The organism is Citrobacter sp. Cc139, assembly GCF_030334645.1.
Taxonomy (GTDB): domain Bacteria; phylum Pseudomonadota; class Gammaproteobacteria; order Enterobacterales; family Enterobacteriaceae; genus Citrobacter; species Citrobacter werkmanii.
This window is the reverse complement of sequence record NZ_JAOWDM010000093.1, coordinates 179,647-206,119: the sequence shown is the minus strand read 5'-3', so window position 1 is coordinate 206,119 and position 26,473 is coordinate 179,647. Positions and strand designations below refer to the sequence as shown.

General features: G+C 52.0%; 23 protein-coding genes and 2 pseudogenes. 14 read left to right on the top strand and 11 right to left on the bottom strand.

Annotation, left to right across the window (positions count from 1 at the left end; genetic code table 11):
- Positions 1 to 62 precede the first annotated feature (62 nt).
- Positions 63 to 286, bottom strand: a pseudogene (locus tag OGV69_RS22340) (mechanosensitive ion channel domain-containing protein); the annotation flags it as partial.
- A 434-nt stretch (positions 287 to 720) separates the two neighbouring features.
- On the bottom strand, positions 721 to 924 hold the full coding sequence (locus OGV69_RS22335; RefSeq protein ID WP_071888163.1) for a YfgG family protein: 204 nt from the start codon (positions 922 to 924) through the stop codon (positions 721 to 723).
- 347 nt (positions 925 to 1,271) lie between these two features.
- On the opposite strand from OGV69_RS22335, the gene OGV69_RS22325 reads away from it, so the two are divergent.
- The gene (locus OGV69_RS22325) at positions 1,272 to 3,542 is read left to right on the top strand and encodes a bifunctional diguanylate cyclase/phosphodiesterase (protein ID WP_069324465.1); all 2,271 of its coding nucleotides are present in this window, start codon (positions 1,272 to 1,274) and stop codon (positions 3,540 to 3,542) included.
- On the opposite strand, the gene ppx is transcribed toward OGV69_RS22325, so the two are convergent.
- From ppx to purM, 4 genes are all read right to left on the bottom strand, one after another.
- Entirely contained in the window at positions 3,522 to 5,063 is a 1,542-nt protein-coding gene (gene ppx, locus OGV69_RS22320; protein ID WP_038642590.1) for an exopolyphosphatase, read from the bottom strand. The genes OGV69_RS22325 and ppx overlap by 21 nt on opposite strands.
- A 4-nt stretch (positions 5,064 to 5,067) precedes the next feature.
- Positions 5,068 to 7,134 carry a polyphosphate kinase 1 gene (gene ppk1 / locus OGV69_RS22315; protein WP_069324466.1) on the bottom strand — a complete coding sequence of 689 codons (2,067 nt, stop codon included), beginning with the start codon at positions 7,132 to 7,134 and terminating at the stop codon, positions 5,068 to 5,070.
- Positions 7,135 to 7,313: 179 nt separating this feature from the next.
- Positions 7,314 to 7,955, bottom strand: coding sequence for a phosphoribosylglycinamide formyltransferase (purN, locus tag OGV69_RS22310; RefSeq protein ID WP_038642586.1), 642 nt, complete (start codon positions 7,953 to 7,955; stop codon positions 7,314 to 7,316).
- Positions 7,952 to 8,989, bottom strand: coding sequence for a phosphoribosylformylglycinamidine cyclo-ligase (gene purM, locus OGV69_RS22305; RefSeq protein WP_069324467.1), 1,038 nt, complete (start codon positions 8,987 to 8,989; stop codon positions 7,952 to 7,954). Before purM ends, purN begins: the two co-directional genes overlap by 4 nt.
- Positions 8,990 to 9,284: 295 nt before the next feature.
- On the opposite strand from purM, the gene OGV69_RS22300 reads away from it, so the two are divergent.
- From OGV69_RS22300 to OGV69_RS22285, 4 genes are all read left to right on the top strand, one after another.
- Positions 9,285 to 10,715, top strand: a complete 1,431-nt coding sequence (locus OGV69_RS22300; protein ID WP_069324468.1) for a 6-phospho-beta-glucosidase — start codon at positions 9,285 to 9,287, stop codon at positions 10,713 to 10,715.
- Between the two features lie 183 nt (positions 10,716 to 10,898).
- Positions 10,899 to 11,525, top strand: a complete 627-nt coding sequence (gene upp / locus OGV69_RS22295) for a uracil phosphoribosyltransferase (protein ID WP_038642580.1) — start codon at positions 10,899 to 10,901, stop codon at positions 11,523 to 11,525.
- A gap of 96 nt (positions 11,526 to 11,621) precedes the next feature.
- Positions 11,622 to 12,911, top strand: coding sequence for a uracil permease (gene uraA / locus OGV69_RS22290; RefSeq protein ID WP_038642578.1), 1,290 nt, complete (start codon positions 11,622 to 11,624; stop codon positions 12,909 to 12,911).
- Between the two features lie 95 nt (positions 12,912 to 13,006).
- The gene (locus tag OGV69_RS22285) at positions 13,007 to 13,708 is read left to right on the top strand and encodes a DnaA inactivator Hda (protein ID WP_211924219.1); all 702 of its coding nucleotides are present in this window, start codon (positions 13,007 to 13,009) and stop codon (positions 13,706 to 13,708) included.
- Between the two features lie 34 nt (positions 13,709 to 13,742).
- On the opposite strand, the gene arsC is transcribed toward OGV69_RS22285, so the two are convergent.
- The gene (gene arsC / locus OGV69_RS22280; RefSeq protein ID WP_038642576.1) at positions 13,743 to 14,102 is read right to left on the bottom strand and encodes an arsenate reductase (glutaredoxin); all 360 of its coding nucleotides are present in this window, start codon (positions 14,100 to 14,102) and stop codon (positions 13,743 to 13,745) included.
- 71 nt (positions 14,103 to 14,173) lie between these two features.
- Positions 14,174 to 15,637 carry a beta-barrel assembly-enhancing protease gene (gene bepA / locus OGV69_RS22275; RefSeq protein ID WP_069324469.1) on the bottom strand — a complete coding sequence of 488 codons (1,464 nt, stop codon included), beginning with the start codon at positions 15,635 to 15,637 and terminating at the stop codon, positions 14,174 to 14,176.
- A 226-nt stretch (positions 15,638 to 15,863) separates the two neighbouring features.
- Here bepA and OGV69_RS22270 point away from each other — a divergent pair, with 226 nt between their 5' ends.
- The 4 genes from OGV69_RS22270 (at position 15,864) to iadA (ending at position 19,392) form a co-directional block, all read left to right on the top strand.
- A complete protein-coding gene (locus tag OGV69_RS22270) occupies positions 15,864 to 16,928 on the top strand; it encodes an AI-2E family transporter (protein WP_006683504.1) in 1,065 nt (354 codons plus the stop codon).
- A 166-nt stretch (positions 16,929 to 17,094) separates the two neighbouring features.
- Positions 17,095 to 17,754 (top strand): nucleoside recognition domain-containing protein, encoded by a 660-nt coding sequence (locus OGV69_RS22265; RefSeq protein WP_038642572.1) that lies wholly within the window; start codon positions 17,095 to 17,097, stop codon positions 17,752 to 17,754.
- 1 nt (position 17,755) lies between these two features.
- Positions 17,756 to 18,217: a YjiG family protein gene (locus OGV69_RS22260; protein WP_003037948.1), complete on the top strand. Its 462-nt coding sequence runs from the start codon at positions 17,756 to 17,758 to the stop codon at positions 18,215 to 18,217.
- 11 nt (positions 18,218 to 18,228) lie between these two features.
- Entirely contained in the window at positions 18,229 to 19,392 is a 1,164-nt protein-coding gene (iadA, locus tag OGV69_RS22255) for a beta-aspartyl-peptidase (RefSeq protein WP_038642570.1), read from the top strand.
- Here the strand turns inward: iadA and OGV69_RS25410 are convergent.
- The 3 genes and pseudogenes from OGV69_RS25410 to OGV69_RS22245 all read right to left on the bottom strand — a co-directional run.
- Positions 19,323 to 19,481 (bottom strand): annotated as a pseudogene (locus tag OGV69_RS25410) (hypothetical protein); the annotation flags it as partial. The gene iadA and the pseudogene OGV69_RS25410 sit on opposite strands and share 70 nt — an antisense overlap.
- A 21-nt stretch (positions 19,482 to 19,502) precedes the next feature.
- The gene (gene bcp, locus OGV69_RS22250) at positions 19,503 to 19,973 is read right to left on the bottom strand and encodes a thioredoxin-dependent thiol peroxidase (protein WP_038642568.1); all 471 of its coding nucleotides are present in this window, start codon (positions 19,971 to 19,973) and stop codon (positions 19,503 to 19,505) included.
- On the bottom strand, positions 19,973 to 20,545 hold the full coding sequence (locus OGV69_RS22245; protein WP_038642566.1) for a glycine cleavage system transcriptional repressor: 573 nt from the start codon (positions 20,543 to 20,545) through the stop codon (positions 19,973 to 19,975). The genes bcp and OGV69_RS22245 overlap by 1 nt, the downstream gene beginning before the upstream one ends.
- 145 nt (positions 20,546 to 20,690) lie before the next feature.
- Between OGV69_RS22245 and dapA the strand changes: the two genes are divergently transcribed.
- From dapA to OGV69_RS22220, 5 genes are all read left to right on the top strand, one after another.
- Positions 20,691 to 21,569 (top strand): 4-hydroxy-tetrahydrodipicolinate synthase, encoded by an 879-nt coding sequence (gene dapA, locus OGV69_RS22240; protein WP_006683510.1) that lies wholly within the window; start codon positions 20,691 to 20,693, stop codon positions 21,567 to 21,569.
- A 16-nt stretch (positions 21,570 to 21,585) separates the two neighbouring features.
- Positions 21,586 to 22,620, top strand: a complete 1,035-nt coding sequence (bamC, locus tag OGV69_RS22235) for an outer membrane protein assembly factor BamC (protein WP_038642564.1) — start codon at positions 21,586 to 21,588, stop codon at positions 22,618 to 22,620.
- 111 nt (positions 22,621 to 22,731) lie between these two features.
- Positions 22,732 to 23,445, top strand: coding sequence for a phosphoribosylaminoimidazolesuccinocarboxamide synthase (gene purC, locus OGV69_RS22230; RefSeq protein WP_003835086.1), 714 nt, complete (start codon positions 22,732 to 22,734; stop codon positions 23,443 to 23,445).
- A 128-nt stretch (positions 23,446 to 23,573) separates the two neighbouring features.
- On the top strand, positions 23,574 to 24,437 hold the full coding sequence (gene ypfJ, locus OGV69_RS22225; RefSeq protein WP_069324471.1) for a KPN_02809 family neutral zinc metallopeptidase: 864 nt from the start codon (positions 23,574 to 23,576) through the stop codon (positions 24,435 to 24,437).
- Between the two features lie 15 nt (positions 24,438 to 24,452).
- Complete coding sequence (locus OGV69_RS22220; RefSeq protein ID WP_069324472.1) at positions 24,453 to 26,468, top strand: tRNA(Met) cytidine acetyltransferase TmcA; 2,016 nt, start codon at positions 24,453 to 24,455, stop codon at positions 26,466 to 26,468.
- The last annotated feature ends 5 nt before the right edge of the window (positions 26,469 to 26,473 follow it).

Sequence of the window (26,473 nt, the reverse complement as noted above, 5' to 3'; positions counted from 1 at the left end):
TCAACGTTAATGTGGTCCAGCAGAGGGAATAACCCCCTGCCAGCGTATTTTAATCGACAATCGACCTGGTCGGTGCGGCGAAACGGGGGGCGAGAGTAGTTAACAATATTGTCAGAGATGATTTTGCCGTTAGGGATCACCACCTCTTTACTATCAGCGGTGGGTAGGGGGTTGAGAAAAGATGCACTTTTTCAACTGTCCCGGTAACAGTGCCAATCTGCACGATTTCTTCGGCGCGGAAAGGTCGCAGGGAAACCAACAATACACCAGCGGCGATGTTGGATAGCATCGCTGTGCCCAGGGAGTCATTCAATACCGCTTCGTATTTTCGGAAATAATGTAAAGCCCTGCATCGTATTACCTTGTTGAATATAAAAGACCAAAATCTTATATAAATATGTGATTACATTTTAAATATTAATGTGTGCGTTATTTATATTAACTAATGCTATCGGCGAGTGACTATTTGAACTGTGTTTACGTTTATTATCTCCAATACACAGAAACATAGTAACTCAGTGCCAATAGTGTGGTGACGAGGAGCGAAAATATTGTGCAATTGTGCGGAAATCAAAAAATGATTTGCTGGGGGAGTATGTGGCATTATAAAAGTAGTGACGGGAGGGAACACAAATCCCTTACCGGATGGTTAACTGTCAGACGATTAGCCATCCGGTAAGGAATCTTGAGGGTCAGGACATCAACGCGGTCTGCGAGCGATTAACGTGGGGCTGTTTGTGCTGGGGAGGTCTGTTGCGGCAGGGTTAGCTGCTGAGATTCTTTTTTGTCCTGGTGGTGATGCCACGCACCAATGGCGGAGTAGACGAAGCGTCCGAAGAAGAAGAGGAAGCTGATAAGCAGTACGATCCGGATCATGCGACTGTTAAATCGGTGTCGTTTGCGTAGGCTGGTAACCTGGCTCACAAAAGGTTCCTTGTAGTGTGCCCGACATGGGCGATACTCACATTAAGGCATACTGTGAGGGAATGGTCAATTCTTCGTTATGTAAAATTGCTTCAGTTGTTTTATCCCCTTATGTTATGGAAATTAATATGATTATTTGCGCGAATAATGAATTAACGATAAAAAATAATGAAAAGAGTAATAATTGATTAATGAGGGGCATTTTTTTTGATATGTATCAAACGTCGGCCTTTGCTGACAACTAGAATTGATGAATCAATATGATGTATTACTTTAACGATTTAAAGTCAGGTGGGATGCCTGTCTGAATACCCCCTACAGGATGTGTGGGATTCTACTGAGCATCTATGAAACTCAATAAAAAATATATTGGTATTAGAGATAGATGGTGGGCGTTACCTCTCATCTTGCCTTCTTTGCTGTTGCCTATATTGAGCACTGCCAACACCTATGCCCATATTAGTACGGGGACCGTAATACTTTTCTATCTGCCATTGGCGCTGATGATTAGTCTGATGCTCTTTTTTGGCTGGGCGGCATTGCCAGGAATTATCATTTCCATAATCTGGTATAAATATCCGCAGGTTGGACTATTTGAAACACTCTCAATAATTTCTCACTTTATAATTACGCTAGTGCTTAGTTGGGGCGGGTATAAGGTATTCGTTCCCCGGCGAAACAATGTTTCGCACGGCGATTCTCACCTGATGTTTCAGCGAATGTTCTGGCAGGTGTTCTGCCCGGCAACGCTGTTTCTGATTCTCTTCCAGTTTGCCGCCTTTGTGGGCGTCTATGAGAGCAAATCAGGCATGGTGGGCGTAATGCCCTTTAACACCGGCACGTTAATCAATTATCAGGCTATGCTGGCGGGGAATCTGGTTGGGGTACCACTGTGCTATCTTATTATTCGAACGATTCGCAATCCATTGCACCTGAGAGGCTATTTTTCTCAGTTAAAGCAGCAGTTTGACAGCAAAGTTACCAAAACAGAGCTTGCAGTCTGGTCGATTATATTGGCCGCATTTATGTCAATGTTGTGTATGCCGCTAAATGAACAAAGCTCAATATTTAGCACGAATTATACCTTGTCACTGTTACTGCCCGTTATGCTATGGGGCGCAATGCGTTACGGTTATAGATTTATTTCGGTGATATGGTCAGTCGTACTTATTACTGCAATTCATTATTATCAGCGCTATATGCCCTGGTATTCGGGCTATGATACCCAGCTTGCCATTACCTCATCGAGCTATCTGGTTTTCTCCTTTATAGTGAATTTCATTGCCGTACTGGCAACGCGCCAGCGGTTTGTTACCCGACGGAACCATCGTCTGGCATTCTTCGATCCAATGGTACATATTCCAAACTTGCGTGCGTTGAATCGGGATTTGAAAAAAGCGCCCTGGTCAGTGCTCTGCTTTTTGCGCGTGCCCGGCATGGAACTGCTGGTGAAAAATTACGGCATTATGCTGCGTATCCAGTACAAGCAAAAGCTCGCCCAGTGGATAACACCTCTGTTAGAACCGGATGAGCATGTCTATCAATTATCGGGTAATGATCTCGTTTTGCGTTTTAACACAGAGGCTCATCAGGAGCGCATTGAAGCCCTGGACAGGCATATTAAGCAATTCCGCTTTATCTGGGATGGCATGCCTTTACAGCCGCAGGTTGGCATCAGCTTTTGCTATGTTCGCGCTCCGGTTAACCACATTTATTTATTGCTCGGTGAGTTAAGCACCATTGCCGAAATATCTCTGGCGACCAATTCTCCAGAAAATATGCAGCGACGCGGCGTGATGCACTTGCAACGTGACCTGAAAGATAAGGTTGCGATGATGAACCGTCTGCAGCAGGCGCTGGAGCACAATCGCTTTTTCCTGATGGCGCAGCCGATCGCTGGCGTGCGTGGCGATGTCTATCATGAAATTCTGCTGCGACTTCATGGGGATGACGGTGAAACTATCGCTCCGGATAATTTCTTGCCGGTAGCGCACGAGTTTGGTTTGTCATCCAGCATCGACATGTGGGTGATTGAAAACACGCTGAAATTTATGGCGCGGAATCGGGAACAAATGCCTGCCCGTCGGTTTGCCATTAACTTATCACCTACATCGGTATGCCGTGCCCGGCTTCCGCATGACATCAATCAATTACTGACGAAATACAAAGTTGAAGCCTGGCAACTCATCTTTGAGGTGACGGAAAGCAATGCCTTAACCAATGCGGAACAGGCACAGGCGACGTTACTACAGCTGCAATCTTTGGGCTGTCAGATTGCGATAGATGATTTTGGCACCGGATATGCCAGCTATGCGCGACTGAAAAATGTGAATGCCGATATCCTGAAAATTGACGGCAGTTTTATTCGTAATATCGTTTCGAACAGCCTCGATTACCAAATCGTGGCCTCCATTTGTCATCTGGCGCGGATGAAAAGAATGCTGGTGGTTGCGGAGTATGTCGAAAGCGAAGAAATACGCAGCGCGGTGATTTCGCTGGGAATTGATTACCTGCAGGGGTATTTGATTGGCAAACCGTTGCCGCTGCGCGAAACGCTGGAAGAGCAGGTGCCAGACGAGCCGGCACCTGTTAAGAGCTTATGCTGCGATATCGGGTGAGCTTTCTTCTTCAATTTTGAGACGCCAGCCGGTTACCGCTTCCCAGTATTGCTGCTCTTTTTCCAGATCGAGCAGTACCAGCGCATTTTGGCTGAACCAGTCATGTGGGAAGCGTAAGGTCCAGTGGTTGTCTTCGGTTAGCAGGGTCAGGGTCGGCGGCGTGGTTGTCGCCTGACGCTGATTATTCAGTAACACCCCCAGACGCAATAGCTGGATTAACGGCAGAAACTGTTTTTTCTTAAACAGCGTAAAGCGGGGTAAATCATCAAGTTTCACCGCTTTACGATGATAACGAACTAATGTTGCCATCATCAGTTGCTGTTCCTGATTGAATCCCGGTAAATCGCTATTTTGTAGAATGTAAGCAGAATGGCGATGCAGGCCGCTATGGTTAATATTCAGCCCAACCTCATGCAGCATCGCAGCCCAGCGCAGTAACGCTTCCAGCTGGGGATTGGCCAGTTTTGGCTGCTGAATATGCCACTGGTCATACATCTGCATGGTGGTTTCCAGCACACGCCGGGCTTGCTCACTGTCAATGTTGTACTGATTCGCCAGGCTGCTGGCGGTGCGGCTGCGTACATCCTGATGGCGAAAACGGCCTTCCATTTCATACAGCACGCCTTCACGTAGCGCGCCATCGGACAGCCGAAGCTCGCGAATCGCCAGCGCATCAAAAACGCCGCACAAAATAGCAAGCCCGGGTACAAACACCGCTTTTCGTTCTTCTGACAGTCCCGGCAAACTGAGCGCATCGAATGACGCGTGCTTCAGCACTTCAGCGGTCAGTTTTTCCAGACGTTCGGGGGTGATAAAACCATCTTTCTCCCCCATCTCCAGCAGCACTTCGTGTGCCGCTTTAATGGTACCCGACGCGCCCAGCGCAACGTTCCAGCCCTGAATGCGAAACTGCCAGGTTAGTGTTTCAAGTTTTTGCGCTGCCGCCATGCGGGCGCGCTGGAAGTTTTCCCGACTGATAGCGCCGCCCGGGAAATACATCTGAGCAAAACTAACGCAGCCCATACGGCGGCTTTCGACCAGTTTGGGTTCGAAATCTTCGCCGATCACCAGTTCCGTTGAGCCGCCGCCGATATCGATAACCAGCTTGCGGCCTTTTTCCGGCTGGGTGTGTTCAACGCCCATAAAAATCAGACGTGCTTCTTCATTGCCAGAAATAATCTCAATCGGGTAGGGGATGACTTTTTCTGCGCGCTTGAGAAAATCGGTCGCGTTCAGCGCCTGACGTAGAGTATGGGTTCCCACGATACATACGCTCGACGGGGGAAAACCTTGCAGTCGTTCGGCGAAAAGCGACAAACAGCTTAATCCGCGCTCCATTGCTTCTTCGCTCAGCTTGTTGTCTGCGCCGAGCCCATCCGCCAGATGTACGCGTTGTTTCAGTCGTCCGATGATTTGCATTGCACCATCAACCACGCGGGCAATGACCATATGAAAACTGTTTGAACCCAGGTCGACCGCAGCAAATTCCTGCGGTCGTGGTGACTTGTCGTGTATTGGCATATCGTTAGTCAGGTTGCTCGAGTGATTTGATGTAGTCGTAAATCGCCAATTGTGACTGAACCTTACGGCGGTTTCCACGTGGCACGTAGCGATTACTCAGTTCTTTATCGATGAAGCGAGCCTTCACCGTATCGCTAAACAGAATATCAATGATATCCAGCACGCGTTGCTTGAGGCGTGGATCAAGTAGTGGGGTAGCGACTTCGATACGATAGTCGATATTTCTTGTCATCCAGTCAGCTGAGGAGAGATACACCTGCTTATCGCCGCCGTTCTCAAAGATATAAACCCGGTCATGTTCGAGGTAGCGGTCAACAATGCTGATAACGCGAATATTATCGCTGATGCCTTCAAGGTTCGGGATCAGAGAACACATACCGCGAATCAATAAATTGACCGGCACGCCTGAGCCTGAGGCTGCATAGAGACGATCCACCAGACCTTTGTCGACCAGGTTATTCAGTTTTAACGTAATACCTGAAGGTAACCCTTGCTGTGCGTTAGCGATCTCTTTGTCGATCATGGCGTACAGCAGGCGACGTGAGTTCTGCGGAGAAACCAACAGATAATCAAATGTTACCGGACGGTATGGGTTTTCAATGAAGTTGAACACCCGGCGAACTTCGTTAGTAATGCGTGAATCGGCGGTAAGCAATGAGTAATCGGTATAGAGGCGCGCCGTTTTTTCGTTGAAGTTACCGGTCCCGATATGCGCATAGCGCACGACGTCATCGCCTTCTTTACGTGAGATAAGAAACAGCTTGGCGTGAATTTTCAGGCCTGGGGCGGAGAAGATGACATGCACGCCCGCTTCGGTAAGACGTTTGGCCCAGTGAATGTTGGCTTCTTCATCGAAGCGTGCCTGCAGTTCCACGACGACAGTGACTTTCTTACCGTTATGCGCGGCATGGATCATCGCGTCGATGATGCGCGAGTCTTTTGCCACACGGTAGATGTTGATTTTTATCGCCAGTACGCTTGGGTCGAAGGAGGCCTGACGCAGCAGTTCCAGCACATGTTCAAAGGTGTGATACGGATAATAAAGCAGTACATCACGCTCGCGGATTGCATCAAATCCGTTACGGAATTTCTCGTTATCGAACCAGATGTGACGCAGACGGGGCAGTGGTTTATTCACCAGGTTAGCTTTGCCAACATTGGGGAAGTTAATAAAGTCTTTGAAGTTATGGTAACGCCCGCCGGGAACGATGGAGTCGTAGCGAGAAATGGTCAGTTTTTCACGCAGCACCTCGACCAGCGCATTAGGCATATCTCGCTGATAAACAAAGCGCACAGGCTCGGCGGTCAGACGCTGTTTCAGGCTGGATGACATCAGCTCCATCAGGCTGGATTCCATCTCGTGCACTAAATCGTATTCCGCGTCGCGGGTCATTTTCATCGAATAGGCGTTCAGCGCATCGTAATCAAAGAACCCTTTGAAAATATCGTCAAGGCAATAACGTAAAATGTTGTCCAACAGGATCATCGGTTTACGACGACGCGGGGTCTCCGGCGGCAAATTCACAAAACGGGGAACCTTGTCAGAAGGGATTTCCAGTAGCGCGTAGCGGATCGTATCACCACGGATAATCTCCACCGCCAGATAGGTATAGTCATCTTTCAGAAACTGGACTAAATCCGTCTCACGGTTAATCAGAATCGGCGTAATGTGCTGGCGAAGATATTGCTTGAAGTAATGGCGTAACCAGCTCTGCTGATTCACCGACAATTGGCGTTCGTTGATTAAGAAAATCTGGTTACGCGCCATCTCCAGCAGTAATTCGTTATACAGGCCGTCAAATTCCTGATCGGCTTTTAATACGCGGGCCTGGATTTTGCCGAGCAGATGGCGGGAGTGAGAGTTTGAACCCTGTTCTTCGCTAATGATGATTCGGCGCTTCAGTTCGGCAAAACGAACCTTGTAAAACTCGTCGAGGTTATTGGAATAGATGCCTAAAAAACGCATCCGTTCGATCAACGGGTTTGATTTATCAGCAGCTTCCTGGAGTACACGTTCGTTAAACGCTAACCAGCTGAGTTCTTTCTCGATATATAGCTTTTCCTGACCCATTACCACTTTTACTCCGTTTCATTCACGGGACACTACCGATTTATTATGGCGAGCATTGCTCTCAGATGTCCAACTGTGCCAGAAAAATATGACAATAAACTGTCTGATAGCAAAGAGAAAGGGGGGAAGAATAGTAGGCCGGATAAGCGAAGCGCCATCAGGCCTACCGGAAGATGTGATTATTCGTCGGCGGCGTAGCCTTGCGGCGGCAGGCGAACGCCGTCGAGCCATGCTGCGTTATCGCGCATCTTCAGGCGACCATCGATAAACCAGCTTACCACCAGCGGGTAAATCGCATGTTCCTGGGCCTGAACCCGGGCAGTGACCTCATCTTCGCTGTCGCCTTCAAATACCGGAACCTTGGCCTGGAGAATAACCGGTCCACCGTCCAGTTCATCAGTAACAAAATGGACGGAGGTTCCATGCTCTTCATCGCCGTTATCCAGTACCTGACGGTGCGTGTGCAAACCGGGATACTTCGGCAATAAAGACGGGTGGATATTCAGCAACCGTTCAGAATAATGAGCAACAAACGCCGGGCTGAGGATGCGCATATAACCGGCCAGCACCACGACATCGGGGCCGTAGGCGTCAATCTCTTGTATCAGTTGGCGGTCAAATGCGTCGCGGCTGGCAAACTGAGCGGCCTCCAGCGAATGTGCCGGAATATTCGCTTCTCGTGCACGTTCAAGGCCGAACGCATCGGCCTTGTTACTGAATACTGCCCGTATGGTGCCATTGATTTTTTTCTGTTCGCAGGCGTCGATGATTGCCTGCAAATTGCTTCCGTTACCGGAAATGAGCACCACAATGTTTTTCATTCAATGACCACACGCTGTTCGGAATCAGAGGCTTTGATGATACCGATTTTCCATGCGTTTTCACCTTTCTCATTGAGCAAAGCGAGGGCGTTGTCCACTTCCGAAGCTGGCAGGGCGATGACCATGCCGACGCCACAGTTGAAGGTGCGGTACATCTCGTGCTGGCTGACGTTACCCGCCGTTTGCAGCCAGGTGAAGACGGCTGGCCACTGCCATGAGGATTCGTCGATCACTGCCTGCGTGTTGTCTGGCAGGACGCGCGGAATATTTTCCCAGAAGCCGCCGCCGGTCAGGTGGGCGATGGCATGCACATCAACCTTCTCGATCAGCTCCAGAATGGATTTTACGTAAATACGGGTCGGGGCCAGTAAGTGATCGGCCAGCGACTTGCCTTCAAGCTCGGTGGTTTCAGGGTCACAACCGCTGACTTCAACGATTTTACGTACCAGGGAGTAGCCGTTGGAGTGCGGGCCGCTGGAGCCGAGCGCAATCAGCACGTCGCCGTCAGCCACTTTTGAACCGTCGATAATCTCGGATTTTTCGACGACGCCAACGCAGAAGCCAGCCACGTCGTAATCTTCGCCGTGGTACATGCCCGGCATTTCAGCCGTTTCACCGCCCACCAGCGCACAGCCTGACTGCAGACAGCCTTCGGCAATACCATTAATGACGCTGGCTGCGGTATCCACATCCAGTTTGCCAGTCGCATAGTAGTCGAGGAAAAACAGCGGCTCAGCGCCCTGAACCACGAGGTCGTTGACGCACATCGCGACCAGGTCGATGCCAATGGTGTCGTGGCGTTTCAGGTCCATCGCCAGACGCAGTTTTGTGCCTACGCCATCGGTGCCGGAAACCAGTACCGGTTCACGATATTTTTGCGGCAATGCGCACAGCGCACCGAAGCCACCCAGACCACCCATCACTTCCGGGCGACGCGTTTTCTTTACTACGCCTTTGATTCGATCAACCAGAGCATTACCTGCATCAATATCAACACCGGCATCTTTGTAGCTAAGAGAGGTTTTATCGGTCACTGCCTGCTTCCCCACATGTTTACTTGCAGTAAAAGTTAAATTCGGCGCAATTCTAACAGGGAAAGCAAACGTTTGCGAGCCTGCTCTGCATCAAGTTTTATCTGCTGATTTTTTCAGCATTTTACAGTCATTTATCTATTTGTTTGAATCGCGCCACGAAAATGAAACCGGGTACATTCTTGTTCTTGAAACCAGCCAGCCAAATGCGCAGTATCGTACTGAAACCGGTTTCTGTTTTCTGTTACGGACCTCACCGAGAGTGTTTTGAACAGGGTAATCATGATAGGGGGAAGGTATGTCTGGATTTAAAGCAGATTTCATGTGGGGGGGCGCTGTAGCCGCTCACCAACTGGAAGGTGGCTGGCGGGAAGGTGGAAAGGGAATTAGCGTTGCTGATGTGATGACGGCGGGGGCGCATGGTGTGGCGCGTGAAATTACTGACGGTGTGATCGCCGGTAAAAATTACCCTAACCATGAGGCGATTGATTTTTATCACCGCTATAAAGAGGACATAAAGCTGTTTGCTGAAATGGGCTTTAAATGTTTTCGTACTTCCATTGCGTGGACGCGTATCTTCCCATTAGGCGATGAAGCGCAACCCAATGAAGCCGGTCTGCAGTTTTATGATGATCTGTTCGACGAATGTCTGAAACATGGCATTGAGCCGGTAATTACGCTGTCGCATTTTGAGATGCCTTACCATCTGGTGACGGAATACGGCGGCTGGCGCAATCGTAAACTTATCGATTTCTTTGTCCGTTTTGCCGGGGTGGTTTTCACGCGTTATCAGCACAAAGTGAAGTACTGGATGACGTTTAATGAGATTAACAACCAGGCGAATTATCACGAAGACTTCGCCCCTTTTACTAATTCTGGTCTGAAGTACCAGCCTGGTGAAGATCGCGAGCCGGTCATGTACCAGGCGGCGCACTATGAACTGGTGGCAAGCGCGCTGGCGGTGAAGACCGCGCGTGAAATTAACCCCGCGTTGCAGGTAGGGTGCATGATTGCCATGTGTCCAATCTACCCGCTGACCTGCGCGCCAGACGATATGATGATGGCGATAAACGCCATGCACCGTCGTTACTGGTTTACCGACGTACATGTGCGTGGTAGATACCCGCAACATCTTCTCAACTACTTTGCTCGCCGTGGCTTTGAACTCGATATCACCAAGGAAGACCGTCAGGCGCTGGCCCTGGGCTGCGTTGATTACATCGGTTTTAGCTACTATATGTCTTTCGCGACGCAGGCTACGGCGGATAACCCCCAGTTGGATTACGATGAGTCGAAAAGCCTGGTACCTAACCCGTATGTGCAAAAATCGGACTGGGGCTGGCAGATTGATCCGGTCGGTCTGCGCTATTCGCTGAACTGGTTCTGGGATCATTATCAACTGCCGCTATTTATTGTCGAAAATGGATTTGGCGCCATCGACGTGCGCGAGAGCGATGGTACAGTCAACGACCAGTACCGTATCGACTACCTTGCCGCCCACATACGTGAGATGAAAAAAGCGGTGGTGGAAGATGGCGTGGAGCTGATGGGATATACCCCGTGGGGGTGTATTGATTTAGTCTCGGCCGGGACGGGGGAGATGAAAAAACGCTACGGGTTTATCTACGTCGATAAAAATAATGACGGTAGTGGGACATTAGCACGCTCGCCTAAGAAATCTTTTTCATGGTATCAAAACGTCATCCAGACTAATGCTGAATATCTTTAAAATTCATAGCATTGATAACAAGCTCCGCCATGAGTGCGGGGCTTGTTTTATACTCATCATCCAGACGCAAACGACTTTGGTTGATCCATATCAAGCGGATGCAATGTTGCGCCAGAGACGAAAAGCGGTATAATCCGGCGATTTTTTTTGTGGTTGCCACTCGTCTGAGGAAAGGAGAAGAGTATGAAGATCGTGGAAGTCAAACACCCACTCGTCAAACACAAGCTGGGACTGATGCGTGAAAACGATATCAGCACTAAACGCTTTCGTGAACTCGCCTCGGAAGTTGGCAGCCTGCTGACTTATGAAGCAACCGCTGATCTGGAAACCGAAAAGGTGACCATTGAGGGCTGGAACGGTCCGGTTGAAGTAGACCAAATCAAAGGTAAAAAAATCACCGTTGTGCCAATCCTGCGTGCCGGTCTGGGCATGATGGAAGGCGTACTGGAAAACGTTCCGAGCGCGCGTATCAGCGTTGTCGGTATGTACCGTAACGAAGAAACGCTGGAGCCGGTTCCGTATTTCCAGAAGCTGGTTTCTAACATCGATGAGCGTATGGCGCTGATCGTAGACCCGATGCTGGCGACCGGCGGTTCCGTTATCGCCACCATCGACCTGCTGAAAAATGCTGGCTGCACCAGCATTAAAGTGCTGGTGCTGGTTGCTGCGCCGGAAGGTATCGCGGCGCTGGAAAAAGCGCACCCGGATGTTGAGCTGTACACGGCCTCCATCGATCAGGGACTGAACGAGCACGGATACATTATTCCGGGGCTTGGCGATGCCGGCGATAAGATTTTTGGTACCAAGTAAACGAATAAGTGAAAAGAAGCCGACTTTAAGAGTCGGCTTTTTTTTGAATACAACAACCTAATCGCTAATAACAAACAACACTCAGAGGAAAACACTATGACGCGCCGTGCTATCGGGGTAAGTGAAAGACCGCCGCTTTTACAGACAATCCCGCTTAGTTTGCAGCACCTGTTCGCCATGTTTGGCGCTACGGTACTGGTGCCAGTTCTGTTCCACATCAACCCGGCTACCGTTTTGCTGTTTAACGGCATTGGTACGTTGCTGTATCTCTTTATCTGTAAGGGTAAAATTCCCGCGTATCTCGGTTCCAGCTTTGCGTTTATTTCTCCAGTGCTGCTGCTGCTGCCGTTAGGTTATGAAGTGGCGCTGGGCGGTTTCATTATGTGCGGCGTCCTGTTCTGCCTGGTTTCTTTCATCGTTAAGAAAGCAGGCACCGGCTGGCTGGATGTGATGTTCCCTCCGGCGGCGATGGGCGCAATCGTTGCCGTCATCGGCCTGGAGCTGGCAGGCGTTGCTGCGGGCATGGCGGGATTACTGCCTGCTGAAGGGCAATTACCGGATTCGAAAACCATCATCATCTCGATGGTGACGCTGGCGGTGACGGTATTTGGCTCCGTACTGTTCCGCGGTTTTATGGCGATTATCCCGATTCTGATTGGGGTGCTGGCCGGTTATGCGCTCTCTTTCGTGATGGGCGTTGTGGACACTACGCCGATTGCCCAGGCGCACTGGTTTGCGCTGCCGACTCTCTACACGCCGCGTTTTGAATGGGTTGCTATTCTGACCATCTTGCCTGCTGCGCTGGTGGTTATCGCTGAACACGTCGGACACCTGGTAGTGACGGCAAATATCGTGAAAAAAGATTTGATTCGCGATCCTGGTTTGCATCGTTCTATGTTCGCCAACGGCCTGTCTACGGTCATCTCCGGTTTCTTCGGCTCTACGCCGAACACCACGTATGGCGAAAACATCGGCGTAATGGCGATTACCCGCGTTTACAGTACCTGGGTTATTGGCGGCGCCGCGATTTTTGCCATCCTGCTCTCCTGTGTAGGCAAGCTGGCGGCAGCGATCCAGATCATCCCGTTGCCGGTCATGGGCGGCGTATCGTTGTTACTGTATGGCGTGATTGGTGCTTCCGGTATTCGCGTACTGATCGAATCAAAAGTTGACTACAACAAAGCTCAGAACCTGATCCTGACCTCGGTCATTTTGATCATTGGCGTGAGTGGCGCGAAAGTTCACATTGGCGCCGCAGAGCTGAAAGGCATGGCGCTGGCGACCATCGTCGGTGTCTGCCTGAGCCTGATTTTTAAAGTCATCAGCCTGCTGCGTCCGGAAGAAGTGGTGCTCGACGCAAAAGATGCAGACAGCCCGCAACAGTAAGTCTCTGACCGGGTGGCATCGCTGCCCGGTTCTATCGCGACGCATTTCTGTGTTAAACTCAACGCGATTTTATGAAATCCTGGGTTGAGGTATCTCTGAACACACCGGCACAGCTCTCTTTGCCACTTTATCTTCCTGACGATGAAACGTTTGCAAGTTTCTGGCCGGGGGATAACTCCTCTTTACTGGCTGCACTGCAAAACGTGCTGCGTCAGGAACATAGCGGGTATATTTATCTCTGGTCGCGTGAAGGCGCTGGCCGTAGTCATTTGCTGCATGCAGCCTGTGCGGAACTGTCTGCGCGCGGCGATGCGGTAGGCTACGTGCCGCTCGATAAGCGCACCTGGTTTGTTCCCGAGGTGCTCGACGGTATGGAGCATTTATCACTGGTATGCATCGATAACATCGAATGTGTGGCCGGTGATTCGCTGTGGGAAATGGCAATCTTTGATCTCTACAACCGTATTCTGGAGTCTGGGAAAACGCGTCTGCTGATCACCGGCGATCGCCCGCCAAGGCAGCTCAATCTGGGGTTACCGGATCTCGCCTCGCGACTGGACTGGGGACAGATCTACAAGCTGCAGCCGCTTTCCGATGAAGATAAGCTGCAGGCGCTGCAATTACGCGCCAGGCTTCGTGGGTTTGAACTGCCGGAAGATGTGGGACGTTTCCTGCTTAAACGTCTGGATCGGGAAATGCGTACGCTGTTTATGACGTTGGATCAGCTTGATCACGCATCGATCACCGCCCAGCGGAAGCTGACCATTCCGTTCGTAAAAGAGATTTTGAAACTGTAAACGCCGCAGCCGAAAAGAGTGCGGCGATTTCAGGTTAACCGACGATTTCCAGTACCTGCTCCGGCGGACGTCCGATCCGCGCCTGGCCTTTGGCAACCACAATGGGGCGCTCCATCAGCTTCGGATTTTCAACCATCGCCTGAATCAGCGCATCTTCACTCAAATTCTTGTCCGCCAGGTTAAGCGACTTGTAGAGATCTTCTTTCTGGCGCATCAGTTCGCGCGCGCTGGACATACCCAGCATCTGCAGCAGTTCACGCAAGGTTGCGGCGTCTGCTGGCGTTTCCAGATACAGTACTACTTCCGGCTCCACGCCGTTGGACTTCAGCAATTCCAGCGTTTCTCGGCTCTTGGAGCAGCGTGGGTTATGGTAGATTTTAATCGCGTCTGACATGACTTCTCCTTGCATAACAATACTGCCGGATGGCGACGCTACAGCATCGCCATCCGGTGAGAGTTCGATAATTACATCTTCGTATACGGTTTAAAACGTTCTTGCAACTGGCGCAACTGGTCGATACGGGCATCGTATCTGGCCTGCTGCTGGCTTCCCAGTTTGACCTGCGAACTTGCGCTGCTGAGCATCGAAATCGCCTGGTCAAGACGCCCTGCAAGGGCATACCCTTCCGCACGCGCAGCCAGTTCCTGATCGCGGTTACCGAGAGCAGCCTCCGTTTGCGCTAACAAATCCCAGCCGTTAGGGTCATCCTTGTGGTTAAACGTATAACGATTCAGGATATTAGCTGCTTCTTTGGCTTGCCCGCCCTGTAAATACGCATTTGCCAGATTGAGCTGCAGTACCGGGTTGACTCGCAGGTCTCGAGCATTTTTAAGGCGATTAATCGCGTCGCCGGTTTTCTTCTGGCCGAGATCGATATCCGTTGCCAGGTCAAGATACCAGGCATTGTTTGGTTCGGCCGTCAGCAATGGTTGCAGCGCTTTACGCGCCTCGTCGTATTTACTGGCCTCCATTGCCTGCAACGCCTGGCCATACTGCGCTGCACGTTGCTCGCGTACGTTGCCTTTCGACCAGCTACTCAGCAAGTCATCGGTCAACTGGTTGCGACCAGAGTTATACATGCCTAAGGTTCGCGCCTTGGCCAGATAAAAATCTTCTGAAGACTGGACGACGACCGGGCGCATCTGGTTGGCGCGGTTACGCGCATCTGCCAGACGGCTTTCTGGCAGGGGGTGGGTCAGCAAAATTTCCGGTGGACGCGAAGAGTAACGGGCCTGATCGAGCAGTTTTTCCAGGAACGTCGGCATGGCCTGGGGATCGAATCCCGAACGTTGCAGTACCTGAATACCGATGCGGTCCGCTTCCTGTTCGTTTTGCTGCGTAAAGCTGATCATTCCCTGGCGCGTACCCGCCAGCGTACCGGTCAGCGCCGCCATACCCGCCTGGGGACTGGCCATCGCCAATAAAATGGATCCTAACGCACCGACCCACGTTAGCGGGGCGCTGCGTTTCTGATCTTCCATCGCTCGCGCCAGGTGACGCTGCGTGACGTGGGAAATTTCGTGCGCCATAACCGATGCCAGTTGGCTTTCGTTATCGGAATAGCGGAACAGTGCGGAGTGCAAAACAACGTTGCCGCCAAAGAAGGCAAAGGCGTTAATTTCATCGTTGTTGATTAAAAAGAAGGTGAAGGGCGTTTTTACCGAGTCGGCGTGTGCAACTAAACGCATCCCCAGACTATTAATATATTGGGTCAGCAACGGATCGTTAATTAACGGCGCGCTGCCCCGCAGCTGGCGTACATAAAAATCGCCCATCTGCATTTCCTGTCCTATGGAAAGGGTACTCCCTGCCGAGGTTCCCATATCAGGCAGGGTGTCCGCGGGGTCAGCAAATGCGGGCGCAACCTGACCGATGGTCAGTGCGGCAATGAGGGTAGCAACCAGGTTTTTTTTCAACTGCCTGAACATAACCTCTGTCCTGTATTCTTTTTTGAGATAGCCATTTGACCAATGCCGTGAAGTATCGTTCACACTCCGCAAGCTTAGGGAGTGTAACTGTGAAACCTGACGATGAACACCCAGGAAAAATGTCTTTTCACTTTGCGTAATCAGCCATAAAAAGCGAAGTCTTTTTTGTGACATTTCGATACAATTCGGGATCGCAATCCCGCTATTGGGTTCATGGAAGGGTTTTATGCTCGAAATGTTGATGCAATGGTATCGCCGCCGCTTTAGCGACCCCGAGGCCATCGCCCTGCTAATTATTCTGGTTGCCGGTTTTGGCATCCTGTTCTTCTTTAGCGGTCTTTTGGCGCCGCTGTTGGTCGCCATTGTGCTGGCGTACCTGCTTGAGTGGCCGACTGTACGGCTGGAACATATCGGCTGTTCACGGCGCTGGGCGACATCAATTGTGCTGGTGGTGTTTGTCGGTATTTTGCTGCTGATGGCGTTTGTGGTGATGCCCGTCGCGTGGCAGCAGGGGATTTACCTGATCCGCGATATGCCCGGTATGCTCAATAAATTATCTGATTTTGCCGCCACTTTACCACGACGTTATCCGGCGCTGATGGATGCGGGCATTATTGATGCGATGGCGGAGAATATGCGCTCGCGGATGCTCACCATGGGCGATTCGGTGGTGAAATATTCGTTAGCCTCTCTGGTCGGATTGCTGACGCTGGCGGTCTATCTGGTGCTTGTCCCGTTGATGGTGTTCTTCCTGATCAAAGATAAGGGTCAGATGCTGAACGCCGTGCGTCGGGTACTGCCGCGTAATCGCGGACTGGCGGGACAGGTATGGAAAGAGATGAATCAGCAAATCACCAACTATATCCGCGGAAAGGTGCTGGAAATGGTGGTGGTCGGCGTGGCGACCTGGCTCGGCTTCCTGCTGTTTGGCCTCAACTATTCTCTGCTATTGGCGGTGCTGGTGGGGTTCTCGGTTTTGATCCCGTATATCGGCGCTTTTGTGGTGACGATTCCGGTCGTCGGAGTGGCGTTGTTCCAGTTCGGGCTTGGCACCGAGTTCTGGAGCTGCTTTGCCGTGTATCTGATAATCCAGGCGCTGGACGGTAATCTGCTGGTCCCGGTACTGTTCTCCGAGGCCGTTAACCTGCACCCGCTGGTGATTATTCTGTCGGTCGTTATTTTTGGCGGGCTGTGGGGATTCTGGGGCGTATTCTTTGCGATTCCTCTGGCGACGCTTATCAAAGCCGTCATGCATGCCTGGCCTGATGGTCAGGCCGTTGACGAACCTTAATCTGCAAACTCCGGCGATGCAATGTCGCCGGAGCTGAACTTGTCTGACCTCTATCCACACTTTCTGAATAATCCCCTCTGGTGTCGTTTTTCTCCGCGTTTGTCTTTAACTTGACCCGCGTGATGTCTTTTCGTCACGCAAGGAATAAGACCAACAGGAGAACAACATGGGTCACAACACACACACGCAGCAAAAGGTGGGATGGGGCGGTTATCTCGCTTTTTTTATTACAATTATTCTTTTTTCCGGCATGTTTGCGAAAAGTACCGAATGGTGGCGGGTATTTGACTTCACCGTCCTTAACGGTGCGTTTGGGAAGGTTAATGCGGCAGGCGATACGGCGATCTCTTTTCGCGGCACGGGTGGCATGGGCGCTAAAGATGGCTTTTTATTCGCACTGGAACTGGCGCCTTCCGTCATTCTTTCTCTGGGGATTATCTCCGTCACCGAAGGGTTAGGTGGATTGCGCGCCGCACAACAGTTAATGACGCCAGTCCTGCGCCCGTTGCTCGGAATTCCAGGTGTTTGTTCGCTGGCGCTGATCGCGAATTTGCAAAATACCGATGCCGCAGCCGGGATGACGAAAGAAATGGCTGAAGAGCGCATTATCACTGAACAGGAACGTGCCGTTTTTGCCTGCTGGCAAACCAGCGGCAGCGCCTGTATTACCAACTATTTTTCCTCAGGGGCCGCGCTGTTTACGATGGTTACCGTTCCGGTGATTACGCCGCTGGCGGTGATCCTTGTGTTCAAATTTGTGGGGGCTAACTTGCTGCGCTTATGGATTGCGCAGTTGGAAAATCGCCGTACGCAGCAGGAGGACTGAGATGACAACGCAGGTACGTAAAAACGTCATGGATATGTTTATCGATGGCGCACGGCGCGGGTTTACCATAGCAACAACCAGCCTGTTACCGAACGTGGTGATGGCGTTTGTGATTATCCAGGCGCTGAAAGTAACGGGGCTGCTCGAGATTGTCGGGCGGGTATGTGAGCCCGTGATGGCGTTATGGGGGCTGCCGGGCGAATCTGCCACCGTCCTGCTGGCGGCGGTCATGAGTATGGGAGGCGGCGTCGGTGTTTGCGCCAGCCTGGTTGTTGCCGGTACGCTTTCGGGACATGATGCCACGGTATTATTACCCGCTATCTACCTGATGGGTAATCCGGTGCAAAATGTGGGACGTTGTTTGGGGACTGCGGGGGTCCATCCTCGTTACTATCCGCTTATTATTGCGGTGTGCGTCATTAATGCACTGCTCTCTATTTGGGTCATGCAGGTTATTGCCTGACAAGGAAGGTTATGAACTGTTCAATTCTTAATTTGACATTGTTCCAGCAGGGACATGTGTACGCGCCGGAAGATTTAGGGCGACAGGATATACTGGTATCCGGCAGCAAAATTGTTGCCATCGCGCCGTCGATTTCTCCTGAAGACTTTCCCGGCTGCGAGTGCGTCAATCTGGACGGCGCGATTGTGTGCCCGGGGTTTATCGATCAGCACGTCCATTTGATTGGCGGTGGCGGTGAAGCGGGGCCGCACACCCGCACGCCGGAAGTGCGTTTGTCACGGCTGGTTGAAGCTGGCGTCACTTCGGTGGTGGGATTACTGGGTACAGATGGTATTACCCGTCATCCGGAGTCGCTGCTGGCGAAAACCCGCGCGCTGGAGTTTGAAGGTATCAGCGCCTGGATGCTGACCGGTGCGTATTCTCTGCCTTCCCCGACTATCACCGGCAGCATCGATCGCGACGTGGCGCTGATCGATAAAGTGATTGGCGTGAAGTGTGCGATTTCGGACCATCGTTCTTCAGCACCAGATACTCAGGCACTGGCGAACATGGCGGCGCAGTCGCGCGTCGGTGGATTGTTAGGGCGCAAACCGGGGATCAGCGTTTTCCATATGGGCGACAGCCCGCGCATGCTGGAACCGTTGTATCAGATCCTTGAAAACTGCGACGTGCCGATAACTAAACTGTTGCCGACTCACGTTAACCGTGCGGAACCCCTGTTCCAGGCGGCACTGGAGTATGCCCGCAAAGGCGGTTTTATCGATATTACCAGCAGCATTGATGAGCCTGTTGATCCTGCCACGGCTATTGCCACGGCGCTGCGCCAAAATGTGCCGCTGTCGCGCATTACCCTGAGCTCGGACGGCAACGGCAGCCAACCGGAATTTGATGAGTCAGGTAATCTCACCGGGATTGGCGTCGCGGGGTTTGAATCACTGGCGGAAACGGTGCGCCAGTTGGTGAAGGTTCATGCTATACCGCTGGAACAGGCGCTGTGTCCGCTGACGCGTACGGTGGCAGAGTTTTTAGGGCTGGAGCATAAAGGGCGTCTGGCTGTGGGATGCGATGCGGATATTCTGGTGCTGAACGACGCGCTGGAGGTGAATCACCTGTGGGCGAAGGGAAAAGTGGTAGTCAGACAGAAAAAAGCCTGCGTCAAAGGGACGTTTGAATAACCGAGGTTGATGCCGGATGGCGGCGTAAACGCCTTATCAGGCCTACAAAGTGTGCAAACTGTAGGCCTGATAAGCGAAGCGCCATCAGGCTTTTTTCAGAAAAACGTGAATCAGGCGTTCTCTTTCAGCCAGTTCATTACCACGTCGTGGTGATTGCTGGTTTTGAAGTTATCAAACACATGCTCAATTTTCCCTTCAGCATCAATCAGGAAGCTGATGCGGTGGATGCCATCGTAGGTTTTGCCCATAAATGACTTCTCACCCCAGACGCCGAACTGCTCGCAAACCTGATGATCTTCGTCGGACAAGAGCGTGAAGTTAAGAACTTCTTTCTCCGCGAATCGGGAAAGTTTTTCCGGTTTATCGGTGCTGATTCCCAGCACTTCAACACCTGCTTTTTTTAACTCATCCATGTTATCGCGCAGGCCGCAGGCCTGTACGGTACAGCCGGGTGTCATGGCTTTCGGGTAAAAATAAACCAGAACACGCTGTCCCTGGAAGTCGGTTAAATTTACTTGTTCTCCGTCTTGATCCGGCAAGCTAAATTTCGGTGCGATATCACCGGCTTTCAGTGGGTTCATTACTTAACTCCATCCTGTTCATCATGCTGTGAGTAATTGACGACGTTAATACTGCCTTGCGCATTGAGTTCTGTACAGAGTGCTTTAAACGCATCTTCAATATTTGCCGCGTCATGTGACGCAGGACTATGTGCGGTAATTTGAATAAACAACTGCGCCGTCTTTCCATTCTCAGCCGGTTGCGTGCGTGAAACCAGTTCCGCAATATTCATTTGGTGGCTATCAAACAGGGCGGTAAAGCGTTCAATCAAATGTGGAGAATCGGGGACATCGACCTGCACCCATACCGTGGCGGGCATTGCTGGGCGGGGACGCGCAGTCGTGCGCTTCATGACAATCAATAAATCCAGCTCAGCGCCTTTCAACGGCAAGGTTGATTCAATCAGGGTGATGGCATTCCAGGTGCCTGACAGCAGCATGATAAATGTGAATTCGTCACCCAGCATCGCCAGTCGGCTGTCTTCGATATTACAGCCGCAACTGCTGACATGACGCGTGATGGTGTTCACAATTCCTGGGCGGTCGGCACCCAGCGCAGTAATGACCAGATAGTGTTGCGATGACGATGTCAAACCTGTTCTTCCTTTGAGCGGTGAGGTAATCATAAGGAAAGCATAAAAAAAACATGCATACAACAATCAGAACGGCTCTGGTCGCTTGCTTTTATTGTCGTACCAAACGTACCATTGAGACACTTGTTTGCACAGAGGATGGCCCATGTTCACGGGAAGTATTGTCGCGCTTGTTACGCCGATGGATGAGAAAGGTAAAGTCTGCCGGTCGAGCCTGAAAAAACTGATTGATTATCATGTCGCCAGCGGCACCTCGGCGATCGTTTCGGTTGGCACCACCGGTGAGTCCGCCACCCTGAGTCATGATGAACATGGCGATGTGGTGATGATGACGCTGGAGCTGGCCGACGGGCGTATTCCGGTAATTGCCGGAACGGGCGCCAATGCGACCGCAGAAGCCATTAGTCTGACGCAGCGTTTCAACGATAGCGGTGTTGTCGGCTGCCTGACGGTGACGCCGTATTACAACCGCCCAACCCAGGAAGGTTTGTTCCAGCATTTCAAAGCCATCGCTGAACATACTGACCTGCCGCAAATTCTGTATAATGTGCCGTCCCGTACTGGCTGCGATATGCTGCCAGAAACCGTTGGCCGTCTGGCGAAAGTAAAAAATATTATCGCTATTAAAGAGGCCACGGGGAACTTAAGTCGCGTTCACCAGATCAAAGAGCTGGTTTCAGATGACTTCATTCTGCTCAGCGGTGATGATGCGACCGGACTGGATTTTATGCAGCTCGGTGGTCATGGCGTGATTTCCGTAACGTCTAACGTTGCGGCGCGTGACATGGCTGAAATGTGCAAACTGGCGGCTGCAGGGCATTTTGCCGAGGCGCGGGTAATTAACCAGCGTTTGATGCCGTTACACAACAAACTTTTTGTCGAACCCAATCCTATCCCAGTGAAATGGGCATGTAAGGAGTTGGGACTTGTGGCGACCGATACGCTGCGTCTGCCGATGACGCCAATCACGGACAATGCTCGTGAAATCGTCAAGGCGGCGCTTAAGCATGCCGGTTTGCTGTAAAGTTTAGGGAGATTTGATGGCTTACTCAGTACAAAAGTCGCGCCTGGCCAAGGTTGCGGGTGTTTCGCTTGTTATGTTGCTCGCGGCCTGTAGTTCTGACTCGCGCTATAAGCGCCAGGTGAGCGGTGATGAATCCTATCTGGAGGCCGCACCGCTTGCTGAGCTTCATGCGCCAGCTGGGATGATTCTGCCGGTTATGTCAGGTGATTATAATATCCCGGTAACCAACGGTAGCGGTGCCGTGGGTAAAGCGCTGGACATTCGCCCACCAGCTCAGCCGTTAGCGTTAGTCACTGGCGCTCGTACCCAGATCGCAGGTGATACGTCGACATTACTGGTGGAAAATGGTCGTGGCAACACGCTGTGGCCACAGGTCGTTAGCGTCATTCAGTCTAAAAACTACACGATCGCGAAACGTGATGATGCCAGCCAGACGTTGACCACCGACTGGGTTGACTGGAACCGTCTGGATGAAGACGAGCAGTACCGTGGACGTTATCAAATCTCGGTTAAACCGCAGGGCTATCAGCAAGCGGTAACGGTGAAACTGACTAACCTCGAGCAGGCGGGTAAACCTGTAGCAGATGCGGCATCAATGCAGCGTTACAGCGCTGAGATGATGAACGTTATCTCTGCTGGTCTGGATAAGAACGCCACCGATGCAGCAAATGCCGCGCAGAACCGCTCTGCAGCCACCATGGACGTTCAGAGCGCCGCTGATGACACCGGTTTACCAATGCTGGTGGTGCGTGGACCGTTCAACGTGGTGTGGCAGCGTCTGCCGGCAGCGCTTGAGAAAGTGGGCATGAAAGTGACCGACAGCACCCGTTCTCAGGGCAGCATCGCCGTGACCTACAAACCGCTGTCTGATAGCAGCTGGCAGGAGCTGGGCGCAAGCGATCCAGGTCTGGTATCCGGCGACTATAAACTGCAGGTCGGTGATTTAGATAACCGCAGTAGTATGCAGTTTATCGATCCGAAGGGGCATACCCTGACGCAAAGCCAGAACGACGCGCTGGTCGCCGTCTTCCAGGCAGCGTTCAGTAAGTAAAAATGAAGGGCTGGATAACTCCAGCCCTTTTTTTCTGATATGATACGCAAACGTGTGCGTCGGCAGAAAAACGCAATATTTATCGTTAATTCACACCCAGGAGTAATAAAGATGCAAAAGCAAGCTGAGTTGTATCGTGGTAAAGCGAAGACCGTATACAGCACGGAAAACCCGGACCTGTTGGTGCTCGAATTCCGCAATGATACGTCAGCAGGGGATGGCGCGCGCATTGAACAGTTTGACCGTAAAGGCATGGTGAATAATAAGTTCAACCATTTCATTATGACTAAACTGCAAGAAGCGGGCATTCCTACCCAGATGGAGCGACTGCTTTCCGATACCGAATGTCTGGTGAAAAAACTGGAGATGGTACCGGTTGAATGTGTGGTGCGTAACCGCGCGGCGGGCTCACTGGTTAAGCGTTTAGGCGTTGAGGAAGGTATTGAACTGAATCCGCCGCTGTTTGATCTGTTCCTGAAAAACGATGCTATGCACGATCCAATGATTAACGATTCCTATTGCGAAACTTTTGGTTGGGTGAGCAAAGAGAATCTGGCGCGTATGAAAGAGCTGACCTACAAAGCGAACGACGTGCTGAAAAAGATGTTCGATGATGCGGGCCTGATTCTGGTCGATTTCAAACTTGAGTTTGGCTTGTATAAAGGTGAAGTGGTGCTGGGTGATGAATTCTCACCGGACGGTAGCCGTCTGTGGGACAAAGAAACGCTGGATAAAATGGACAAAGATCGCTTCCGCCAGAGCCTGGGCGGTCTGATCGAAGCCTATGAAGCCGTCGCGCATCGCCTGGGTGTCAAGTTAGACTAATTCCCTTCTGAGCCGGTGATCGCTCACTGGCTCATCAATCTCGCCGATTTTGATTACTGTTTCTTATGGTAATCCTGTTCCGAACCGCCTACGATCATCATCATAATGAATAAAAAGTTGAGGTGATTATGCGCTGGCAAGGGCGTCGTGAAAGTGACAATGTAGAAGACAGACGAAACAGCTCCGGCGGCCCTTCTATGGGCGGGCCTGGTTTTCGTTTGCCCAGTGGTAAAGGCGGCATCATCCTGCTGATAGTGGTGCTGGTCGCAGGTTATTATGGCGTGGATCTCACCGGATTAATGACCGGTCAACCCGTTTCCCAACAGCAATCATCACACTCCATCAGCCCAAATGATGATGAAGCGGCAAAATTTACCTCGGTGATTCTGGCCACCACGGAGGATACCTGGGGACAGCAGTTTGAAAAAATGGGCCGGACCTATCAACAGCCGAAGCTGGTGATGTATCGGGGCGCTACGCGTACCGGATGCGGCGCAGGCCAGTCCGTGATGGGCCCGTTTTACTGCCCGGCGGATGGCACCGTGTACATCGACCTCTCCTTCTACGACGATATGAAAAACAAGCTGGGCGCCGATGGTGATTTTGCTCAGGGCTATGTTATCGCCCATGAAGTGGGCCACCACGTGCAGACACTGCTGGGTATTGAACCGAAAGTTCGTCAGATGCAACAGAATGCCTCACAGGCTGAAGTGAACCGTCTTTCCGTGCGTATGGAACTGCAGGCGGATTGCTTTGCCGGCGTCTGGGGCCATAGTATGCAGCAGCAGGGCGTGCTGGAGTCCGGCGATCTGGAAGAGGCGCTGAACGCCGCGCAAGCTATCGGTGACGATCGCCTGCAGCAGCAAGGACAAGGCCGCGTTGTACCGGACAGCTTTACCCACGGAACTTCTGAACAGCGCTTTACCTGGTTCAAACGCGGCTTTGACAGCGGCGATCCGGGGCAGTGCAATACTTTTGGAAAAGGCATTTAAAATATAGAGGCAGGGATGTCTGATAACACGGCGCTGAGGGCGTTAACTGAACAGATGACCCGCGAAGGCATCCGCCGTCTGCTGGTTATCAGCGGCGAGAATAGCTGGCGTCAGGCGCAAGCTTTAGCGCTACGCAACGCGTTACCCGGTGACTGGCTATGGGTAGGGGCGCAAGCCCCTGCTGAGCCGAACTGTACGCCGCAGGCGCTGCAAACATTACTAGGGCGTGAATTCCATCATGCAGTTTTTGACGCCGGGCAGGGATTTGACGCTGCGGCGTTTGCCGCCTTAAGCGGCACGCTGCTCGCCGGCAGCTGGCTGGTGTTGCTGACTCCCCCCTGGCATAGCTGGCACACGCATCCTGACGCGGATTCACTGCGCTGGAGTGACTGCGCTGACCCGATTCCAACGCCGTATTTTGTTGAACACGTCAAACGGGTCATTTCCCGTGATGGACAGGCTTTGCACTGGCAGCAGCATCAGCCTGCTACATATCCCCACTTTGCTGCTCGCGCCGACTGGCACGCGGCAACCGGTGAACCTCAGCCTGAACAGGCGCTGATTTTATCGCAGTTACTGACTATGCCTTCTGGCGTGGTTGCCGTGACGGCCGCGCGTGGTCGGGGAAAATCCGCGCTGGCGGGGCAACTGATTGCACGTATCAACGGGACTGCAATTGTTACCGCGCCTGCCAAAGCGGCAACCGATGTGCTGGCGCAATTTGCCGCAGAACGTTACCGCTTTATGGCCCCGGACGCGTTGTTAAGCAGTTCTGCAACCGCAGACTGGCTTATCGTTGATGAAGCCGCCGCAATCCCCGCGCCGCTACTGCATCAGTTAGTCGCGCGTTTTCCCCGCACGCTATTAACCACCACCGTTCAGGGCTATGAGGGAACCGGCAGAGGCTTCTTGTTGAAATTCTGCGCCCGCTTTCCCCATCTTCGACGTTTTGAGTTACAACAGCCCGTACGCTGGGCGCTGGGATGTCCGCTGGAGAAAATTGTCAGCGATGCGCTGCTGTTTGACGACGAAACGTTTACGCATGCCCCGTCGGGCGATCTCCATTTCAGTGCATTTGGACAACAGTCATGGCATGACAACCCGGCGCTGCCGGTAGCGGTATATCAACTGCTTTCCGGGGCGCACTATCGCACTTCGCCACTGGATCTGCGGCGAATGATGGACGCGCCTGGCCAGCATTTTCTCCAGGCATCGTGTGCAGACTCGGTGGCGGGCGCCGTCTGGTTGGTGGATGAAGGGGGACTGTCTTCGGAATTAAGCCAGGCCGTTTGGGCAGGATATCGCCGACCACGAGGAAATCTGGTTGCACAGTCACTGGCGGCGCACGGCGGTGATCCGTTGGCGGCAACGCTCATTGGACGGCGGGTAAGCCGAATTGCGGTTCATCCTGCTCGCCAGCGAGAAGGTATCGGGCAGCAGTTGATAATGCAGGCCCGGCGTTACTCCACGCAGTGTGACTATCTGTCCGTCAGTTTTGGGTATACGGTCGAACTCTGGCGTTTCTGGCAGCGCTGTGGTTTTGTTCTGGTGCGAATGGGCAATCACCGCGAAGCCAGCAGCGGGTGCTATACCGCCATGGCGTTACTGCCTATTAGCGAAGCGGGAAAACGCCTCGCCGGGCGCGAACACCAGCGTCTGCGGCGTGATGCGGAGATCCTTACGCAGTGGAACGGTGAGGGCATTCCGCTGGACCCGTTGAAAGAGTCTACGCTTAATGAGGATGACTGGAATGATCTGGCCGGATTTGCCTTCGCCCATCGGCCATTACTGACGTCGCTTGGCTGTCTGACTCGTCTGCTTCAGCATAGCGAGTTACCTCTCCCGGCCTTGCGGGGGCGCTTACAGGCTAAACGCAGCGATGTCGAATTGTGCCAGCAGTTGAAGATCCCCGGGCGTAAAGCACTGCTGGTCGTTCAGCGGGCCGAGGCGGCGCAGGCGCTAAAGCAGCTGGATGCTGAACGTATACAGCGGCTACAAAATCGCATTATGCAATGGCAAAATTTTCACTAACTTCT

Bases quoted from the DNA above. Each gene is read 5' to 3' on its own strand.
- OGV69_RS22325 (WP_069324465.1), top strand. From the start codon at position 1,272: ATGAAACTCAATAAAAAATATATTGGTATTAGAGATAGATGGTGGGCG.
- ppx (WP_038642590.1), bottom strand. From the start codon at position 5,063: ATGCCAATACACGACAAGTCACCACGACCGCAGGAATTTGCTGCGGTC.
- ppk1 (WP_069324466.1), bottom strand. From the start codon at position 7,134: ATGGGTCAGGAAAAGCTATATATCGAGAAAGAACTCAGCTGGTTAGCG.
- purN (WP_038642586.1), bottom strand. From the start codon at position 7,955: ATGAAAAACATTGTGGTGCTCATTTCCGGTAACGGAAGCAATTTGCAG.
- OGV69_RS22300 (WP_069324468.1), top strand. From the start codon at position 9,285: ATGTCTGGATTTAAAGCAGATTTCATGTGGGGGGGCGCTGTAGCCGCT.
- upp (WP_038642580.1), top strand. From the start codon at position 10,899: ATGAAGATCGTGGAAGTCAAACACCCACTCGTCAAACACAAGCTGGGA.
- uraA (WP_038642578.1), top strand. From the start codon at position 11,622: ATGACGCGCCGTGCTATCGGGGTAAGTGAAAGACCGCCGCTTTTACAG.
- arsC (WP_038642576.1), bottom strand. From the start codon at position 14,102: ATGTCAGACGCGATTAAAATCTACCATAACCCACGCTGCTCCAAGAGC.
- bepA (WP_069324469.1), bottom strand. From the start codon at position 15,637: ATGTTCAGGCAGTTGAAAAAAAACCTGGTTGCTACCCTCATTGCCGCA.
- OGV69_RS22270 (WP_006683504.1), top strand. From the start codon at position 15,864: ATGCTCGAAATGTTGATGCAATGGTATCGCCGCCGCTTTAGCGACCCC.
- OGV69_RS22265 (WP_038642572.1), top strand. From the start codon at position 17,095: ATGGGTCACAACACACACACGCAGCAAAAGGTGGGATGGGGCGGTTAT.
- OGV69_RS22260 (WP_003037948.1), top strand. From the start codon at position 17,756: ATGACAACGCAGGTACGTAAAAACGTCATGGATATGTTTATCGATGGC.
- iadA (WP_038642570.1), top strand. From the start codon at position 18,229: ATGAACTGTTCAATTCTTAATTTGACATTGTTCCAGCAGGGACATGTG.
- bcp (WP_038642568.1), bottom strand. From the start codon at position 19,973: ATGAACCCACTGAAAGCCGGTGATATCGCACCGAAATTTAGCTTGCCG.
- dapA (WP_006683510.1), top strand. From the start codon at position 20,691: ATGTTCACGGGAAGTATTGTCGCGCTTGTTACGCCGATGGATGAGAAA.
- bamC (WP_038642564.1), top strand. From the start codon at position 21,586: ATGGCTTACTCAGTACAAAAGTCGCGCCTGGCCAAGGTTGCGGGTGTT.
- purC (WP_003835086.1), top strand. From the start codon at position 22,732: ATGCAAAAGCAAGCTGAGTTGTATCGTGGTAAAGCGAAGACCGTATAC.
- ypfJ (WP_069324471.1), top strand. From the start codon at position 23,574: ATGCGCTGGCAAGGGCGTCGTGAAAGTGACAATGTAGAAGACAGACGA.
- OGV69_RS22220 (WP_069324472.1), top strand. From the start codon at position 24,453: ATGTCTGATAACACGGCGCTGAGGGCGTTAACTGAACAGATGACCCGC.